Source organism: Pseudarthrobacter sp. MM222 (assembly GCF_947090775.1).
GTDB lineage: Bacteria > Actinomycetota > Actinomycetes > Actinomycetales > Micrococcaceae > Arthrobacter.
Map to the genome: position 1 here is coordinate 1,431,476 of NZ_OX352321.1, position 17,559 is coordinate 1,449,034.

Here is a 17,559-nt window from a genome sequence, read left to right on the forward strand (position 1 = left end):
ATGGGTGGTTGTAAAGGTGGGGTTTGAAAATCTAGGTGTGCAGCAGGCTGGGGGCTGCTCCGAGGAGCTTTTTGGTGTAGTCGTTCCGTGGGGTGTCGAAGACCTGGGCGGCGGGGCCTTCCTCCACGATTTCGCCGAAGTACATCACGCAGATGCGGTCGGAGATGTAGCGGACGGTCTGGATGTCGTGGGAGATGAACACCATTCCCAGGTTCAGCTGGGTCTTCAGGTCCGAGAGGAGGTTCAGTACCTGCGCCCGGACCGAGACGTCCAGGGCCGACGTCGGTTCATCGGCGACGATGATGTCCGGGTCCAGGGCCAGTGCCCTGGCAATGGCCACGCGCTGCCGCTGGCCGCCGGACACCTGCGACGGCGTCACTTCCGCCGCGGAGGCGGGCAGGCCCACCAGCGCAAGGAGTTCCCTGACCTTGGCAGCCCGGGAGGCGGTGTTGCCGATCCCATGTATCTGGAGCGGGTCCGTGAGGATGTCCTGGATGGTCATGCGCGGGTTCAGGGCCGTGGCGGGGTCCTGGAACACCACCGATACGGCGCGGCCGAATTCCTTACGCATGGACGCATTCCGTTTGATGGCCGGATTGCCGTGGAAAAGCACCTGACCGGAGGTGGGTGCCTGCAAACCTACCAGGACGGAGGCCAGGGTTGACTTGCCGCAGCCGGACTCACCCACGATGCCCACGGTTTCGCCGCGGCTGATGGTGAAGTTCACACCATTGACGGCTTTGACAATGTTGGGGCGGAAAAGGCTGCCGGTCCGTGCGCGGTGGTGGACTTTGACGTCCTTGAGTTCGATGACCGGTTTGCCGGTGGAAACGCTCACTTGGCGTCCTCCTTCAGGTGGCTTGCCCAGTAGTGGTCAGAGTCCCCGCCTACGGCGGTGAGGACAAGTTGCTGGTTGGGGTTGGCGTCGCGGCGCTGGGAGCGCGGGGCGAAGCGGTCGCCGGGCGCGAAGTCCTGTGGTGAGGGCACTGTGCCGGGAATCTGATGGAGGCGGGCGGCGTCGGCTTCGATGGAGAGCACGGCGCCGAGCAGTCCGCGGGTGTATTCGTGCTTGGGGTTTTGCAGCAGCTCGGACGCTTGCGCTGATTCAACGACCTGACCGGCGTACATGACCGTGATGCGGTGGGCCAGGGAGGCGACCAGGGCAAGGTCGTGGCTGACGAACACCATGGCAAAGCCGAGCTGTTCGCGCAGTTCGTTGAGCAGGTCCACCACCTGTTTCTGGACTGTAACGTCCAGGGCGGTGGTTGGCTCATCTGCCACCACGATCTTGGGGGAACGTGAGAGCGCCATGGCGATCAGCACGCGCTGGCGCTGGCCGCCTGAGAGCTCGTGCGGGTAGCTGGCGAGTGTCCGTACCGGGTCAAGCTTGACCATTTCCAGCAGCTCGGCAGGGGTCTTACGGCCGCCGCGACGGGTCAGCTGGGTCATCTGGTCCTTGATCTTCATGGACGGGTTCAGGGAACTGAGCGCGTCCTGGTAGACCATGGCGATCTGTTCCCCGCGGAGCCCCTGATAGGCCTTGGGATCGCTGTGGCTGGTTTGCGGGTCCAGCAGTTCCTTGCCGTCGAACGTGATGGAGCCGCTGATCCATGCCGTCTTGGGCAACAGGCCCATGACGGCAAGTGAGGTGATGGACTTGCCGCAGCCGGATTCGCCCACCAGGCCCATGGTTTCGCCCTCGTGAACACTGAAGGAGACGTTGTCCACGATGGCGGTGTCACCGAACCTGCCAGGGAACCGGATGGAAAGGTTTTTCACCTCAAGGACGGTCCTTGCATCTGCAGGGACCTGCGCCAACCGGTCCGTCCGGGTGCCTTCGACGGCTGCCAACAGTTCCAGCTCGCGGTCGAGCAGGAGGTGCGGGTTGGCCGAGGCCACCTTCACGTCCGTGAGCACTGCTGACCTGTTGTAGTTCTCCTCGTCGAGGATTCCCCCGGAAGCGGTACGGACGCCGTCGAGCTCGTGCTCTTCCACGACCGACGGCTGAGCAACTGACGTTGCAACCTCGGTGTCCACGGCCGCGCCGGCAACAACGGCTGCCGAGCCGTCGTCGTCCTTCACCACGGGTGCCTTGCGCAGTTTGGGGTTGACCATGGCGTCGGTGAGGCCTTCGGCGAGGATGTTCAGGGCCAGAACGGTGAGGAGAATGGTGAGGCCGGCGAAGGTGGTGGCCCACCAGCCGCCGGACAGGACGAGGTTGCGGCCGTAGGAGATGATGTTGCCCCAGGAGGGTGCCGGGTCTTGGACGCCGGCGCCCAGGAAGGACAGGGAGGCCTCCAGGATGATGGCGTCAGCAACCATGACCGTGGCGAACACCAGGACCGGGGCTGCGGTGTTGCGGACGATGTGCTTGATCAGGATGTAGAAGCGTCCTGCGCCGATGACCCGTTCTGCCCGGACGTAGTCTTCGCCGTACTGGGCCAGGACGTTGGCGCGGACAACCCGGGCGAGTTGCGGGGTGTAGATGATGGCGATGGCAATGATGATGGTAGGCACTGAGTTGCCGAACGCCGCCAGCAGGACGGCCGCCAGGGCGATCCCGGGGAACGCCATCAGGATGTCCATGATCCGCATGATGAGTTCGTTGACGGCTTTGCTCGATGTCGCAGACAGCGAGCCCAGGAATGCGCCCACCAGTACTGCCAGACCGACGGCGCCGAGGCCGATCAGGAGGGAGGACTGCGATCCGTAGAGCAGGCGGGAGAAGATATCCCGGCCCAGCCTGTCTGTGCCGAGGAAGTGTTCGGCCCCCGGAGGTGTCGCGGGAATGAACGTTTCGAGCGGATCGTGCGGCGCCAGGACCGGGGCGAAGATGGCGGCAACGGCGATTACAACCAGGAAGGCGAGGGCCAGGCGGGAGCTCCAAGGCAGTGCCTTGAAGCGGAGTCCCGGGGCGCTCAGACGTTCGGCGAGTTTGCTGCGCATGGGTCACACGGTCCTGATTCGGGGGTTGATGAGCAGGTAGAGAAGGTCCACGGCGATATTCACCAGGACAAAGGTCACGGAGATGATGAGGACCACGCCCTGGACCAGGTTGACGTCGAGGTTGGTGATGCCGTTCAGGATCAGCTGGCCCATTCCGGGCAGGGCAAAGATCATTTCAATCACCACGGCACCGCCGAGCAGGTAGCCGATCCGCAATCCCAGCACGGTCACCGGGGTGACCAGTGCGTTGCGGAGCACGTTTTTGGAAACCACTTCGCGGTAGGGGACACCGTTACCGATGGCGGTTCGGACGTAGTCCCGGTCCAGCTCCTCCACCATGGAGGTGCGGACCACCCGGATGAGGGAGGCTGAGACCGGGATGCCGAGGGCAAGAGCGGGCAGCGCCATCGAGTTGAGCCAGCCGCCGAAGCCGGACTCGGGAGTGGCGATGCCTCCGGACGGGAACAGCGGGGCGGGGCCCAGGGCGAACCACTGGATCAGCAGGATGCCCAGCCAGAACGACGGCGTCGCCACTGCGGCGATGGAGAAGACTCGCACCAGTTGGTCCTGCCATTTGTCCCGGTACAGTGCGCCCATGATGCCAAAGACCAGAGAGAGAACCACGGCAATGATGACGCCCAGGAACGTCAGCTGCAGGGTGAGCGGAAAAGCCGAACCGATCATGCTGGCCACGGATTTCGCCGGGGGAGTGGTGACACCCAGGTCGAACTGCAGGAGCCTGCCGAGGAAGCGGACGTACTGGAGCAGGACGGGATCGTTCAGGCCGTTGGCCTGGCGGTACTGCTCTTTGGCTTCCTCGCTTGCCCCTTCGCCCAGGGCACTGCTCGCCTGGTCACCGGGGGCGGCCTGCAGGACGAGGAACACGAGCAGTGTGATGCCCAGGATCATCAGCGGCAGGGCCGCGAGCCGTCGGCCCAGTAGGCGCAATATCGTGGTCAATGTATTCTCCGGTTGCTGTGGCTAGGAGGTGCGGCCCACACCAACGAAGGAAACTCCGGTGGTGGGCAGGGGCTTGAAGCCGCTGAGCTTCTTTGAATCCCAGGCGCTGGGAAGCTGGCGGTGGAACAGCGGGTAGAGCGGGACCTCGTCGGAGACCAGGTCCACGATTTCGCCCGTCAGCTTTTTGGCGTCGTCCTTCGAGGCCTGGCCGGCCTTGGACATCAGGTCCACGAGCTGGGCGCGTTCTGGTGTTTCGCCCCAGAAGGCGCGGTTCTTCATCCAGGTGTCGCCTGCGTAGAACCAGCTCAGCAGCAGGTCCGCGTCGTTGCCGAACACAGACGGGTCGCCGGGCGCTGCAACCACCGTGTAGTCACCCTTGGCAACGCGGTCCGTGTACAGGGCACCGGACTGGAGGTTCTTCAGGGTCACCTTGACGCCCGGAATCTTGTTCCAGGACTCGAGCATCAGGGGGGCAACATCCTTCACCCAGGCCGTGTCCGTGGTGAGGAGTTCAAATTCGAGGCTGGTGACGCCGGCTTCCTTGAGCAGTTCCTCGGCCTTCTTGGCATCGTAGCCGTAGACGTTCTTGGCCTTGACGTAATCCGGATGGCCCTCCTGGAAGTAGGAGCTGGCCGGTTTGGCGTTGCCGAACAGGGCCTTCTTGATGATGGAGTCCTTGTCCAGGCCGTAGTGGAGGGCCTGACGGACGAGCTTGTTGTTGAAGGGCGCTGCGTTGCAGTTGAACATCATGAAGAGCAGCCCGAAGGACTGTACAGATTCAACGGTGGCCTTGGACTTCAGGCCTTCCATGTCGAGGTAGGGGACATCCTCGATGGCCTGGACGCGCCCGGACTGCATGGCGGTGACGCGGGCCGCGGCATCGGAGAGCAGCAGCCAGGTCATGCCCTTGGCCAGGGCCGGCATCGGGCCGGTGTAGGCGTCGTTGGCCTCGAAGACGATCTTGTCATCCTTGACGGCGGAGATGAGCTTGTACGGGCCGGTCCCGACAGGCTTTGCGTCGAAGGACTTCAGCTGTTCGGAGCCGACCGGGAAGTTGGTCAGGGCCTTGGGAACGACCTTGACCACGGAGATGCGGGGTCCGAAGCCGGGGAACGCGTACTTGAGGCTGAACTCGATGGTCTTGGCATCCAGTGCCTTGACGTCCTGGATGAACGGGATGAACTGCGAGAACAAAGACTTGTTGGCGGGGTTCATCACGCGGGTGAAGGAGAAGACAACGTCCTCGGCGGTTACCGGGGTGCCGTCGTGGAAGACGGCGCCGTCGCGGATAGCCACCTGGTAGGTGGTGTCATTGACCATCTTCGGGTCGGCGGCCGCCAAGGCGTTGTACGGCTCACGGGTTGCCGGGTGGAGCTCGATCAGGCCCTCGAAGATATGCAGGTTCGCCGCCATCGGCGTGGCGCCGGAGGAGGAGATCGGGTCGAAGCCGGTGGAAAGGGCATAGGAGATGCCGGCCTCGATGGTGAGGTCCTTGTTGATCGGCGAGGTGTTCGTCGTAGCGCCGGAGGTCGTGGTGGCCGGGGCGCCGCAGGCAGCAAGGGTGGTGGCGAATGCTGCGGCGACACCCATGGCGCCAGTCAGTTTGAGGAAGTTCCGGCGGCTGGCATCTTTGACCAGCGGCAGGTTCTTGGAGGAGATGTTCATAAAAGCCTCGCCATTCCAGAAGGTTTATCGGATGTAGGACATCCGAGCTCGTGGTAAAACTGTAAGTCCCATCACAGCCGGGGGTCAAGTGCCGGCCCTTCGCCAAGGGGTGCGTATGAAAGCGCCAACCCCGTGGCGCAGTTCCATCACCCGGTTTCTGCCTCCGCCAGCCGTCGTCAAAGGAGTTCGACATGTCCCTGATTGTGGGTGCGTATCCCGCCGTGCCGGAGGCGCCGCAGCAGCAGCTGTTTTACCAAGGACTCGGACGCGTTCCGTCTATCCGGGGTCTGGAGCTCCCTTACGGCCAGGCCGGCGGCAGTCCCTGGCCAGCCGGGGCGCCGGAAAACTGGGCCGCGGTGGTGACCGCCATTCCCGGCACCATGCAGCGCCTGAACCAGGACAAGACTTTCGGTCTGGCTTCCACCGACAGCCAGGGCCGGTTGAAGGCGCTGGAATTTGTGTCAGGGCTGCGGGAATATGTCCTTCAACTAGCGGGGGAAGGGCACCCTGTGGAGGCGGTGGAACTGCACTCCGCCCCTCGTCGGTCATCCTCCGCCAAGGCCCTCGAGGAGTCCTTCAAGGAACTGCTCGACTGGGATTGGGGCGGTACCCGTCTGCTGATCGAGCATTGCGATGCTCCCCGTCCGGGTAGCAACCCGGAAAAGGGGTTCCTGACCTTCAGAGACGAAGTGAATGTCATCCGCTCCCTCCGGGAGCAGGGGTGGCACCATACGGGAATCGTCGTGAACTGGGCCCGGTCCGTCATTGAAACGGAAAACCCTGACACTGCCGTCGAACACCTGTCACAGGCCCGGGAAGCCGACACCCTGGCCGGACTGATGTTCTCCGGTTGCTCACCCACGGAAACCGAGTTCGGTTACCCCTGGATCGACGCCCATCTTCCCGCCGCTGAGGTACCCGGCGCCCCGCCGAGCTCGCTGCTGAACGCCAGCGAAATCCAGCGCTGCCTCCACGCAGCCGGCCCGGTTTCCCTGACCGGCTTCAAGATTGGGCTATCTCGGCACGGGCTGTCTCCCGAGGAGCGTCTCGCCCGGCTGCAGCAGATGTGCGACCTGATCGAATAAGCACCGCCGGCGCCCGGCGCTGCCAAGGGCCCGGTCGCAGCAGTCGGTGCCCGCCCGTTTCGGCTATCCCACATCCATTTATGGTGAGGACGTATCCTCGATGCTGACGGCTCCGGTGGTGACGTCGAAGCGGAAGACCCGGGACCATTGATGAAGGGATCCGTTCTGCCTTGCTTCGACCGCGTAGATGACGTCGAATGCCGGTTGCGCTGCGTCCTCTTCAGTGACTGTGTAGGCAGGGGTGAAGTAAAGGGTCTGCTCACCCGGGGAAAGGTCGGTTGCGGGGAAGGCGTCGGAGCCCGGGCCGGTCAGCCGCACCCCGTAAGCAGCCTCGGTCCCGTCGTTCCTTGCCCGTCCGGTGAAGGCGAGAATGTCGCCGGCTTTGCAGCCCGGTAGGACAGGACCGTAGTTCAGGTCCTGCGCCTCGCGCGTGCCAAGGACCTGGACCTGGTCCGGGGAATAGCCCTGGCCGATCTCCTTCCAGGTCCCGGCGCCCCAGCCGCTCCCGTCCGTAGCCAGGACATGGGACTCCCCGGCGTCCTGCCATACTGCAGGCAGGCCCGGCGTGATGGACCGCAACTCCATCTCAAAGGAAAGACCCGGGCCCGCCGGAGGCGCTCCATCACCCGCTGCCGCCGGTGTCCGCGCGGCAAGCTGATCGGTCAACTGACCCGGAGGGACGGAAACAAAAACTATTTCCCGGTAGCCCTGGCGCTCGTACAGCACCGCGATGTTGCCGTCGGGCAGCCGCGTCGCCGTCGAATACGCGGAACTGCCCGCACACAGGACCAGCTTCGCCGGCCACGTCGCCCCATTGTCGGGGGAGAGGCTCAGCACGGTGTTCCGCCGCAGATTGGTGTCGTGGTTGTTGGTCGCCAACAGCCACTGGTCCGTCACTGCGGTGGCCAGGTTCGGCACGGCGGGCAGGCCGTCGAACCGGGCAAGGGAGCCGTTGTCGCTGGGATCCGGCAGGTCCCCGACGGGAGCGAGACTGCTCCAGCTGTGGCCGCCGTCGTCCGAGAATGCGGCCAGCCGCCATGGAGTGGCGCGGCTGTGCAGGAGCAGCCGACCGTCAGCCAGCGAGGCCACCTTGTTCTCATTGGGCGCCGCTCCCTCGGGGGTGGCATAAATAAGTTCTCCCAGGGTCCAGTTGTCCCCGTGGTCATCACTGTAGGCCGAGGCCGCCATGATCTTGCCGCCGCGGAGAACAACGAACTGCTGGACGAGACGGCCCCGGTACGGTCCGGTGTGGATCTGAATGCCCTGCCCCGCGGACGCGAAAATGCCGGTAATCACCCGGGCGGCGGAACTGCTGCCCTTCAATTGGTCCGTGATGCGCCGGTGCTGCCAGCTCACACCGTCGTCGTCCGAAAAGCTGAGGTCGCAGTGCTGAATGAGCTCATCGTCCGGGTCCAGGCCGGTAGTGGATTCAAAAAAGCCGGCACGTGTGCCCGCTGCGTGGAAGAGGAAGATCCGACCCGTTTCGGCATCCACCAGCAGGCTTGGATCCCCATAACCCTGCAACCCGGACCCGGTACGCACCACCTGCTGGGGACCCCAGGTCTTCCCGTTGTCCAAGCTCCGGCGGACCAGCAGATCGATTGGGCTGGGCAGGTCATCCAGGTTTGGCCGCCCGTCATAAGCCGCCAACAGCGCGCCCCGGACGGTGACCGCTAAGGCGGGAATGCGGTACTGACGGTAACCGCCGTGCCCCCGGACGGCCAGGACCTGCTCAAGGGAGGGGTGGGCGGACGCTACGGGACCGCAAACATAGGATGTCACATCTTAGTCTAACCAGCTCTACGTTTGTGACAGCGGACACCCCATGGTGTGTAGGACGTCGTATAGAAGGAGCAGCGGAAAAGGGCTCTTTCGTGGAGCGTCTAGATCCGGTGGCGCCGGGCCGCCTGCCCTGACCAATCCGGCCGGAACACCAGGAGCTCCCGTGCTCTGCACGGGAGCTCCTGGTGTTGTCCGCCCCGCTCAGGCCTGCGGCTTGAGGCGGATGTTGACCATGTTGAGCTCGCCTGTGCCCTCGAAGCGGTAGGCCAGTTCGATGGTCTTACCGTCACAGTCGAGGGAACCCGCGACGTCGGCCCCTTTAGCGCCGTTGCCCGAGCTGGCCCGGAGTTCCGTGTAGTTCGGCTTGCAGGACCCGTTCAGCTCCAGGCCGCGGACGCCGGCAGTGAAGTCCTCCTTGGTGAGCTTTTCCCTGAGTGCGGGACCCAGGTGTTTGTCGTAGGCGGTGCCGGTGTCGCCGGTGATGATCAACGCGTTGAAATCATCCGCGAGATCCTTGGCTTTGTTCGTTGCGCCGCCGACGAAGTTCATCAGTGTGACCACGCCGATCGCTACGAGCAGCAGGAACCCGCCGACCATGCCCAGCACCATCCACAGCGGGGGGCGGCTCTTTCCAGGAGCGTGCTGTGTGTCCTGGGGAATGCTCAAGATGCAAGCCTTTCCGGCAGTCCGCATGGCCGCTGCCTTGGTCGCAGGGACCCTGAAGGGACCCGTGGGTGTCAATGCGACCCAGCCTATAGCGACGGGGACGGCCGGACCCGCCGACGGGCGTTGCCACGCCGCCGGGTTCTTAGCCTTCCGCGGAGCCCCGCTCGAGCAGCGGCTGGATCCGGAACGGAATCAGCTCGCCCATGGCCAGTGCTGTGTCCGTCCGGTCCACGCCGTCGCAGGCCAGGATCTTCCCGTTGATCCGGAACAGGTCTTCGGCGTCCAGGGCCACGACGCGCAGCAGCAGATCCGCGGAGCCGGTGAGCCCGTAGCCTTCCAGGATTTCCGGGATGCCCGCCAGCTCCACCGCCAGCGTGCCCAGTTTCTGTTGCTGGACGTGCACCGAAATGAAGGCCATCAGCGGGTAGCCCAGGGAGGCCGGATTAATGCGCCGTTCGAACGAAAGGAAGACGTGTTTCTTCTCCAGCTGGGCCATCCGGGCCTGCACGGTGTTGCGCGACAGTCCGAGCTTCTGGGCCAAGGCAACCACGGTGCGCCGCGGATCGCTCGCCATGGCCGAAAGCAGACGGGTGTCGGTGCCATCCAAGGTTTGCATAATGCGCAAGATTAGCACGGTCACGGCGGCTCCGGCAGGGCATAATGCTCAACTTTTCCGCAGGTGGTTGTACCCCTTGTGCAAAGTGAGTAGGGTCACAATTATCCGGGGCAACGGCGCCCGGGCGGCCGGTGTGCACGGGGATCACGAGTCCTCCGGAGCACCGGTCAGACGACGTCAGAAGGTTGCGGACAACATGTTTACCGACGACGCGGGCAAGGGCGGCATCGCCGCCGGCGGCCCCGGGAACAGCGCAGAATCAAACAGGCGGACCGGCGGGGACCTCGTCCAGCTGATCACCCCGGGGGGCGAACGGGTCAGCCATCCCGAATTCGACTCCTGGATCCAGGATGTCACCGACGAGCAGCTCGGCACACTCTACGAAGACATGGTGGTGATCCGCCGGATCGACGCAGAGGCAACCGCCCTTCAGCGCCAGGGCCAACTGGCGCTCTGGCCCCCGTTGCTGGGCCAGGAAGCGTCCCAGATCGGCTCGGCCCGGGCCCTCCGGGACGACGACTTCGTCTTCCCCAGCTACCGCGACAACGGCGTCGCCTACGTCCGCGGGGTGAACGTGGAGGACATCGTCCGGGCCTGGCGGGGCAACTCACTTTCCGGCTGGGACCCGTACACCGTGAACGTGGCAACGCAGCAGATCATCATTGGCGCCCAGACCCTGCACGCCACGGGCTACGCCATGGGCATCCAGAATGACGGCGCCGATTCGGTGGCCGTGGCCTACTTCGGCGACGGCGCCACGAGTGAGGGCGACGTCAACGAGGCGATGGTCTTTGCAGCCAGTTTCCAGGCGCCGGTGGTGTTCTTCTGCCAGAACAACCACTGGGCCATCTCCGAGCCCGTCAAGCTGCAGTCGCACATCCAGATCGCGGACCGCGCCGCCGGCTTCGGCATCCCCAGCATGCGCGTCGACGGCAACGACGTCCTGGCCGTTATGGCCGCAATGCGCATCGCCCTCGACCGGGCGCGGCACGGGGGAGGACCCACCTTCATCGAGGCTGTCACCTACCGGATGGGCCCGCACACGACGGCGGATGATCCCACCCGCTACCGGGACGCCAACGAGCTCGAGGACTGGGCCGCCAAGGATCCGATTGCCCGGGTGAAGTCCCTGCTGGAACGCAAGGGACTGCTCACCGCGGAGCTCGAAGCCGCCGTCACAGCAAAGGCGGACGCCGTGGCCAAGGCGCTGCGGGCCGGCACCATCAACATGCCCGAGCCGCAGCCGCTGGACGTCTTCAAGCACGTCTACAGCACCCCCAATTCCTGGCTCGACCGCCAGCAGGACCACTATTCCCGCTACCTGGCTTCCTTCGGTGATCCCGCAGAAGCCGCTTCTGAAGAAGGTGCACGCTGATGACGCAGATGACCTTTGCCCGAGCCATCAATTCGGGCCTGCGCAAGTCCCTTGAAAACGATCCCAAGGTGATCCTGATGGGGGAGGACATCGGCGCGCTCGGTGGCGTCTTCCGGGTCACCGACGGGCTGCAGAAAGACTTCGGCACGCACCGCGTGGTGGACACGCCGCTCGCCGAGTCCGGCATCATGGGCACCGCAGTGGGCCTGGCCTACCGCGGGTACCGCCCGGTGGTGGAGATCCAGTTCGACGGATTCATCTACCCGGCGTTCGACCAGATCGTCAGCCAGGTCGCCAAGATGCACTACCGCACCCAAGGCGCCGTCAAGATGCCGATCACCATCCGCGTCCCGTTCGGCGGCGGCATCGGCTCGCCGGAACACCATTCCGAATCCCCGGAGGCGTACTTCACGCACACCTCGGGCCTTCGCGTGATCAGCGTGTCCAACCCGCAGGACGCCCACATAATGATCCAGCAGGCCATTGCCTGTGACGACCCCGTGCTGTACTTCGAACCGAAGCGCCGCTACCACGACAAGGGCGAGGTTGATGAATCCATGGACCTCAGCGCCGCGCTGTCCATGGAGAAGGCCCGCGTGGTGGCCGAGGGCAAAGATGTGACCCTGGTGGCCTACGGACCCCTCGTCAAGACCGCCAAGGATGCCGCCCTCGCCGCCGCGGATGAAGGCGTCTCCGTGGAAGTCATTGACCTGCGCTCCCTGGCCCCGCTGGACTTCGCCACGCTGGAAGACTCGGTCCGCAAGACCGGACGGCTGGTCATCACGCACGAGGCGGCCCAGTCCGGCGGGCTCGGCGCCGAGGTGGCCGCCAGCATCACCGAACGCTGCTTTTACCACCTCGAAGCCGCCCCGGTCCGGGTGACCGGCTTCGATGTCCCGTACCCGTACTCGAAGCTTGAAATGCACCATCTGCCGGGCCTGGACAGGATCCTGGACGGCGTCGACCGCGCCCTGGGCCGCCCCAACTCCCTCAGCGGGCTGGAAGGATGACCGCCACCATGATCAAGGAATTCAGGCTGCCGGACCTCGGCGAAGGTCTCACCGAATCGGAAATCGTTGCCTGGAAGGTCGGGGTGGGGGATACGGTCTCGCTCAACCAGATCATTGCCGAGGTGGAGACGGCCAAGGCGGTTGTCGAGTTGCCCTCCCCGTTCGCGGGCGTGATCACCGCGCTGCACGAGCAGCCGGGCACCGTAGTCGAAGTCGGAAAGCCGATCGTGTCGTTCGAAGTCGAGGGCGACGACGGTGCCGCCTCGGCGGACGCGGACTCGGACTCTGGCGAGGGCCAGGCGGCCAAGCGCGAGCCCAACCTCGTCGGGTATGGCGCGGTCCTCGAAGCCTCCGGCCGTCCGTCCCGCCGCGCCCGCAGCTTCGCGCCAGCGGCAGTGGGGTCCGCACCTGTGGTCGAGCCTGCCATCGCCCCGGCCGCGATGCCCGCTCCGGCCGTTGCGCCGGTTCCAAGCACTCCCGCCGCCCCCGCCGTGGGGCACCCGGCGGAGCGCCCGCGGTCCACCCCGCCGGTCCGCAAGCTTGCGAAGGACCTCGGGGTCAACCTGGAAAACGTTGCCGGGACCGGTGAACACGGGCTGATCACCCGGGACGATGTGCGGAACTTCGTCGGCGGCGGGGACCTGCCGGTGGCACCACGCGACCTCGCCGGACCTGTCGCCCCCGGTGCGGCAGCGGAGCCGGCTGCGCGGGAAACGCGCACCCCGATCAAGGGTGTCCGGAAGTTCACCGCCGCCGCCATGGTTTCGAGCGCCTTCACGGCCCCGCATGTCACGGAGTTCCTGACCATCGATGTCACCGCGACCATGGAGCTGCTGGCCCGGCTCAAGGCCAGCCGCGCTTTCGCCGGCTACAAGCTCACACCGCTGACGCTGGTGTCCAAGGCTGTCCTGATCGCGTTGCGGAACCACCCCACGCTCAACACCCGCTGGGATGAGGCCAGCCAGGAGATCGTCCAGTTCAACTACGTCAATTTGGGCATTGCCGCGGCGACTCCGCGGGGACTGACGGTGCCGAACATCAAGGACGCTGACAGGCTGTCCCTGAAGGAACTGTCCACCGCCCTGACCGACCTCACGGACACGGCCCGCGCGGGCAAGACCGCGCCCGCCGACCTCGCCGGCGGAACCATCTCCATCACCAACATCGGTGTCTTTGGCATCGACGCCGGCACGCCGATCCTGAACCCCGGCGAGGCCGCCATCCTCGCCCTCGGCGCGGTCCGCAAGATGCCCTGGGAGTACCAGGACGAGGTGGCGCTGCGCCAGGTCATGACCCTCAGCCTCTCCTTCGACCACCGGCTGGTCGACGGCGAACAGGGCTCGCGGTTCCTCCAGGACCTCGGCACCATCCTGGCCGACCCGGGCATGGCGCTGGCCATGGTCTAGCATTCCGGCCAGTCCTTCCTATTCCCAATGTATCGCCCGCAGGGGGACTTGCGGCAAGCCCCGGGACCGGGCGCATACTCGCCGAAGACCAGAACACTGGGAACAGGAGTAGCGCAATGCTTGGAACCGGGGTGTGGCGATGACCGGGCATGCGGTGGTGATCGTCGGAGGCGGCCCGACAGGGCTGATGCTGGCAGGCGAACTGGCGTTGGCAGGCGTGGACGTCGCCATCGTCGAGCGGCGCGCCAGCCGCGACGTCGCCGGCGCTCGCGCCGGCGGGCTGCACTCACGCACCATCGAGGTCCTCGACCAACGCGGGATCGCGGACCGGTTCCTCTCGCAGGGACAGGTTGCTCAGGTCGCGGGGTTCGCGTCCACACGTCTGGACATCAGCGACTTTCCCACCCGGCACCCCTACGGGCTCGGGCTGTGGCAAACCCACATCGAACGCATACTGGCCGGCTGGGTCGACGAGTTGGCGGTGACCACCTACCGCGGACTTGAGGTCACGGGCATCGCGCAGGACGACGCCGGCGTCGACGTCGAGCTGTCCGGCGGCCGGTTGCTACGGGCGGAATATGTCGCCGGATGCGACGGCGGCCGCAGCCTGGTCCGCAAAGCAGCCGGCATCGACTTTCCCGGCTGGGATCCGACCACCAGCAACCTGATCGCAGAGGTGGAGATGGCCGAGGAGCCGGAATTGGGCGTCCACCACAATGCTTTTGGCATCCATTCCTTCGGCCGGTTGGAGTACGAGATCCGCGACGGCAAAGTGGTCTACAAAGATGCCGGGCCGATGCGGGTCATGGTGACCGAAGAGCACGTCGGCTGCACGGGCGAACCCAGCCTGCGCGACCTGAGCGAAGCCCTCATCGCCGTGTGCGGGACTGATTACGGGATCCACAACCCCACCTGGATCTCCAGGTTCACCGATATGACCAGGCAGGCTGCGGCCTACCGGGACCGGCGGGTTCTCTTGGCCGGGGACGCCGCCCACGTGCACTACCCGGTCGGAGGTCAGGGCCTAAACATCGGTGTGCAGGATGCGGTGAATCTGGGCTGGAAGCTGGCCGGGGTGGTCAACCATGCAGCCCCGGAAAGCCTTCTGGACACCTACCACGCCGAGCGTCACCCGGTTGCTGCCCGCGTGCTGCGCAACACGATGGCGCAGGTCGCGCTTGGCCGCCCGGACAGCCGCAGCAAGGCCGCTGGCGAGACCATTTCAGAGCTCCTCAGCATAGACGAGCCGCGCAAGCGATTCGCCGCGATGCAGTCCGGCCTGGACATCCACTACGACCTCGGCCCGGGGCACCCGCTGCTCGGACGCCGCATGCCAGATTTCGACCTGGTCACCGCGGGCGGCCCGATCCGGGTCTTCACCCTGCTGCACCAGGCCCGGCCCGTCCTGCTCAATCTCGGAGAGCCGGGATGCTTCGACACCACGCCGCGGCCAGATCGGATCCAATTGATCGATGCCCAATACAGGGGTCCGTGGGAGCTTCCGGCACTCGGGGAAGTTGCTGCGCCCACTGCCGTGCTGATTCGGCCCGACGGCTATGTGGCCTGGGTGGGAAACCAGACCCAGCAGGGGCTTGCGGCCGCGCTCACCACCTGGTTCGGACCGAAACCGGTCAGCTGACCGGCGCGGGTACTGCCGGGGCCATCAGGGCTGCCAGGGCCATGCTCTCCAGCAGCGGCCGGGCCCGTTTGACGGCGATCCTGCGTCCATGGGTGCGGACGGAATGGGGTGTGGAGTTGATGAGGCCGAAGGAGGCATGCGCCCGCATCCGCAGTTCGGCTGGCTCGGTGTCGACATGCAGCCCGGCCAGCACGTCGACCCAGAGTTCCACATAGTTGCGCTGGAGCGTCCGGACCTCGGCCTGGTCGTCCGGTGCGAGGTTGCTGAAGTCCTGGTCCTGGACCCGGATGACGTCGGGGTTGCTCAGGGCAAAGTCGACATGGAACTCCACGAGGCCGCCCAGTGCCGCGGCGGCGCCGTCGGAGTCCGCCACCACCCGGCGGCCGCCGTCCAGCAGTTCCTGGCTGACGCTCAACAGCAGGGCGCCGAGGACGGCCTGTTTGCCCGCGAAGTGCCGGTAAACGGCCGGGCCGCTGACCCCCGCTGCCGCACCCAGATCCTCGAGGGACACCCGGTTGAAACCGTCCGCGGCGAACATGGCGGCTGCAGCGGAGAGCAGCGCCTGCCGGCGGTTCTCCTTGGCCTGGCTGCGCTGGGTGCCAATCTGGGCAGTCTGGCTGGGATCGGTCACCGGCACATCCCTCATCTCAAGATCGAGCTGTCCACCCGCTCCCGTGGTGGACAGCACAGTTAATAGAGACTAACCTAAATCTCAGTTATGCGGTACTAACCGAAGCGGCTGATAGGCCGCAAAGGTGGGCCTCCAGCATGGGGCCCGGGAACGGAAGCAGTCAATGGAGACAATTGCCAGCCAGGTGGACGCGACGAGTAGCGCCTATGCCGCGAACCGGGAAGCGCAGCTGGGGTTGGCCCGTGAGCTGAAGGAACGGCTCGCCGCGGCGGCCCTGGGCGGACCGGAGAAGTCCCGGGAACGCCATGTGGCCCGCGGCAAGCTTCTGCCGCGCGAGCGCATCGATCGGCTGCTCGATGACGGCAGCCCGTTCCTGGAGATTGCACCCCTTGCTGCCAACGGCATGTACAACGACGACTCGCCGGGCGCCGGTGTGATTGCCGGCATCGGCCTGGTCCACGGCCGGCAGGTGCTGGTCATCTCCAACGACGCTACCGTCAAGGGCGGCACCTATTACCCCATGACGGTGAAGAAGCACCTGAGGGCCCAGGAAATCGCACTGGAGAACCGCCTGCCTTGCATCTACCTGGTGGACTCCGGCGGCGCCTTCCTGCCCAAGCAGGACGAGGTCTTCCCCGACAAGGAACACTTCGGCCGAATCTTCTTCAACCAGGCAAAAATGTCCGCGGCCAAAATCCCCCAGATCGCCTCGGTGATGGGTTCCTGCACCGCCGGCGGCGCCTATGTTCCCGCAATGAGTGACGAGACCGTGATTGTCCGGAACCAGGGCACCATTTTCCTCGGCGGCCCGCCCCTGGTGAAGGCGGCCATCGGCGAAATCGTCACGGCAGAGGAACTTGGCGGCGGCGACGTGCACTCGAAGATATCCGGCGTCACCGACCACCTGGCCGAGAACGATGAGCACGCCCTCCAGATCGTCCGGGACATCGTCTCCACCCTGCCCCGGGCCGCCGCCCCCGCCTGGGACGTGGACACCGCCGTCGAACCCGTTGCAGACCCGGACGAGCTCTACGGTGCCGTCCCGACGGACGTCAACGCTCAGTACGATGTGCGCGAGGTGATCGCCCGGCTCGTGGACGGCAGCCGCTTCCACGAATTCAAGAAGAACTACGGCACCACCCTGGTCACCGGCTTCGCGAAGCTGCACGGCCATCCGGTGGGGATTGTCGCGAACAACGGCGTGCTCTTCAGCGAGTCCTCGCTCAAGGGCGCCCACTTCATCGAGCTCTGTGACCAGCGTGGCATCCCGCTGATCTTCCTGCAGAACCTCTCCGGCTTCATGGTCGGCAAGGACTACGAACAGGGCGGCATCGCCAAAAACGGCGCCAAGATGGTCACCGCCGTCGCCACCGCCCGGGTCCCCAAGCTGACAGTGGTGATCGGCGGGTCCTTCGGCGCCGGCAACTACTCGATGTGCGGGCGGGCCTACTCGCCCCGGTTCCTCTGGATGTGGCCGGCCTCCCGGATCTCCGTGATGGGCGGGAACCAGGCCTCCAGCGTGCTCGCCACCGTGAAGCGGGACCAGTACGAGGCCCGCGGCGAGGAATGGTCCGCCGCGGACGAGGAAGCCTTCAAGGCGCCGATCAAGGCCCAGTACGAGGACCAGGGCAGCCCGTACTACTCCACCGCCCGCCTGTGGGACGACGGCGTGATCGACCCCGCGGACACCCGCACCGTCCTGGGACTGGCGCTCGACGTCGTCTCCCGCACCCCGCTGCCGGAGACCTCCTTCGGCCTTTTCCGGATGTGAGCCAGCA

14 protein-coding genes are annotated in these 17,559 nt (G+C 65.6%); 6 read left to right on the forward strand and 8 right to left on the reverse strand.

Features of this window, described 5'->3' with window-relative positions; genetic code table 11:
• Positions 1-31 precede the first annotated feature (31 nt).
• From OM977_RS06465 to OM977_RS06480, 4 genes are all read right to left on the reverse strand, one after another.
• Complete coding sequence (locus OM977_RS06465) at positions 32-838, reverse strand: ATP-binding cassette domain-containing protein (protein WP_264356680.1); 807 nt, start codon at positions 836-838, stop codon at positions 32-34.
• A complete protein-coding gene (locus tag OM977_RS06470; protein WP_264356681.1) occupies positions 835-2,946 on the reverse strand; it encodes a dipeptide/oligopeptide/nickel ABC transporter permease/ATP-binding protein in 2,112 nt (703 codons plus the stop codon). Before OM977_RS06470 ends, OM977_RS06465 begins: the two co-directional genes overlap by 4 nt.
• A gap of 3 nt (positions 2,947-2,949) precedes the next feature.
• Positions 2,950-3,855, reverse strand: coding sequence for an ABC transporter permease (locus OM977_RS06475; RefSeq protein ID WP_264357329.1), 906 nt, complete (start codon positions 3,853-3,855; stop codon positions 2,950-2,952).
• 72 nt (positions 3,856-3,927) lie between these two features.
• Positions 3,928-5,571 (reverse strand): ABC transporter substrate-binding protein, encoded by a 1,644-nt coding sequence (locus tag OM977_RS06480; protein WP_264356682.1) that lies wholly within the window; start codon positions 5,569-5,571, stop codon positions 3,928-3,930.
• Between the two features lie 191 nt (positions 5,572-5,762).
• Here OM977_RS06480 and OM977_RS06485 point away from each other — a divergent pair, with 191 nt between their 5' ends.
• Positions 5,763-6,656 (forward strand): DUF4862 family protein, encoded by an 894-nt coding sequence (locus tag OM977_RS06485; RefSeq protein ID WP_264356683.1) that lies wholly within the window; start codon positions 5,763-5,765, stop codon positions 6,654-6,656.
• A gap of 78 nt (positions 6,657-6,734) precedes the next feature.
• Here the strand turns inward: OM977_RS06485 and OM977_RS06490 are convergent, their stop codons facing one another.
• From OM977_RS06490 to OM977_RS06500, 3 genes are all read right to left on the reverse strand, one after another.
• The gene (locus tag OM977_RS06490; protein ID WP_264356684.1) at positions 6,735-8,438 is read right to left on the reverse strand and encodes a sialidase family protein; all 1,704 of its coding nucleotides are present in this window, start codon (positions 8,436-8,438) and stop codon (positions 6,735-6,737) included.
• Between the two features lie 201 nt (positions 8,439-8,639).
• Positions 8,640-9,104 carry a hypothetical protein gene (locus OM977_RS06495; RefSeq protein WP_264356685.1) on the reverse strand — a complete coding sequence of 155 codons (465 nt, stop codon included), beginning with the start codon at positions 9,102-9,104 and terminating at the stop codon, positions 8,640-8,642.
• 142 nt (positions 9,105-9,246) lie between these two features.
• Positions 9,247-9,720: an Lrp/AsnC family transcriptional regulator gene (locus OM977_RS06500; protein WP_264356686.1), complete on the reverse strand. Its 474-nt coding sequence runs from the start codon at positions 9,718-9,720 to the stop codon at positions 9,247-9,249.
• A 196-nt stretch (positions 9,721-9,916) separates the two neighbouring features.
• Between OM977_RS06500 and pdhA the strand changes: the two genes are divergently transcribed.
• From pdhA to OM977_RS06520, 4 genes are all read left to right on the forward strand, one after another.
• Positions 9,917-11,095: a pyruvate dehydrogenase (acetyl-transferring) E1 component subunit alpha gene (pdhA, locus tag OM977_RS06505; protein ID WP_264356687.1), complete on the forward strand. Its 1,179-nt coding sequence runs from the start codon at positions 9,917-9,919 to the stop codon at positions 11,093-11,095.
• Positions 11,095-12,105, forward strand: a complete 1,011-nt coding sequence (locus OM977_RS06510; RefSeq protein ID WP_264356688.1) for an alpha-ketoacid dehydrogenase subunit beta — start codon at positions 11,095-11,097, stop codon at positions 12,103-12,105. The genes pdhA and OM977_RS06510 overlap by 1 nt, the downstream gene beginning before the upstream one ends.
• Positions 12,102-13,511 carry a dihydrolipoamide acetyltransferase family protein gene (locus OM977_RS06515; protein WP_264356689.1) on the forward strand — a complete coding sequence of 470 codons (1,410 nt, stop codon included), beginning with the start codon at positions 12,102-12,104 and terminating at the stop codon, positions 13,509-13,511. The genes OM977_RS06510 and OM977_RS06515 overlap by 4 nt, the downstream gene beginning before the upstream one ends.
• A 139-nt stretch (positions 13,512-13,650) precedes the next feature.
• Positions 13,651-15,150 carry an FAD-dependent monooxygenase gene (locus OM977_RS06520; RefSeq protein ID WP_264357330.1) on the forward strand — a complete coding sequence of 500 codons (1,500 nt, stop codon included), beginning with the start codon at positions 13,651-13,653 and terminating at the stop codon, positions 15,148-15,150.
• Here OM977_RS06520 and OM977_RS06525 read toward each other — a convergent pair.
• A complete protein-coding gene (locus OM977_RS06525; protein WP_442960724.1) occupies positions 15,143-15,796 on the reverse strand; it encodes an SACE_7040 family transcriptional regulator in 654 nt (217 codons plus the stop codon). The two genes, OM977_RS06520 and OM977_RS06525, sit on opposite strands and share 8 nt — an antisense overlap.
• 148 nt (positions 15,797-15,944) lie before the next feature.
• On the opposite strand from OM977_RS06525, the gene OM977_RS06530 reads away from it, so the two are divergent.
• Positions 15,945-17,552, forward strand: a complete 1,608-nt coding sequence (locus OM977_RS06530) for a carboxyl transferase domain-containing protein (protein ID WP_264356691.1) — start codon at positions 15,945-15,947, stop codon at positions 17,550-17,552.
• Positions 17,553-17,559 lie beyond the last annotated feature (7 nt).

Bases quoted from the DNA above. Each gene is read 5' to 3' on its own strand.
- OM977_RS06470 (WP_264356681.1), bottom strand. From the start codon at position 2,946: ATGCGCAGCAAACTCGCCGAACGTCTGAGCGCCCCGGGACTCCGCTTC.
- OM977_RS06475 (WP_264357329.1), bottom strand. From the start codon at position 3,855: ATGATCCTGGGCATCACACTGCTCGTGTTCCTCGTCCTGCAGGCCGCC.
- OM977_RS06480 (WP_264356682.1), bottom strand. From the start codon at position 5,571: ATGAACATCTCCTCCAAGAACCTGCCGCTGGTCAAAGATGCCAGCCGC.
- OM977_RS06485 (WP_264356683.1), top strand. From the start codon at position 5,763: ATGTCCCTGATTGTGGGTGCGTATCCCGCCGTGCCGGAGGCGCCGCAG.
- OM977_RS06500 (WP_264356686.1), bottom strand. From the start codon at position 9,720: ATGCAAACCTTGGATGGCACCGACACCCGTCTGCTTTCGGCCATGGCG.
- pdhA (WP_264356687.1), top strand. From the start codon at position 9,917: ATGTTTACCGACGACGCGGGCAAGGGCGGCATCGCCGCCGGCGGCCCC.
- OM977_RS06510 (WP_264356688.1), top strand. From the start codon at position 11,095: ATGACGCAGATGACCTTTGCCCGAGCCATCAATTCGGGCCTGCGCAAG.
- OM977_RS06515 (WP_264356689.1), top strand. From the start codon at position 12,102: ATGACCGCCACCATGATCAAGGAATTCAGGCTGCCGGACCTCGGCGAA.
- OM977_RS06520 (WP_264357330.1), top strand. From the start codon at position 13,651: ATGACCGGGCATGCGGTGGTGATCGTCGGAGGCGGCCCGACAGGGCTG.
- OM977_RS06525 (WP_442960724.1), bottom strand. From the start codon at position 15,796: ATGAGGGATGTGCCGGTGACCGATCCCAGCCAGACTGCCCAGATTGGC.
- OM977_RS06530 (WP_264356691.1), top strand. From the start codon at position 15,945: ATGGAGACAATTGCCAGCCAGGTGGACGCGACGAGTAGCGCCTATGCC.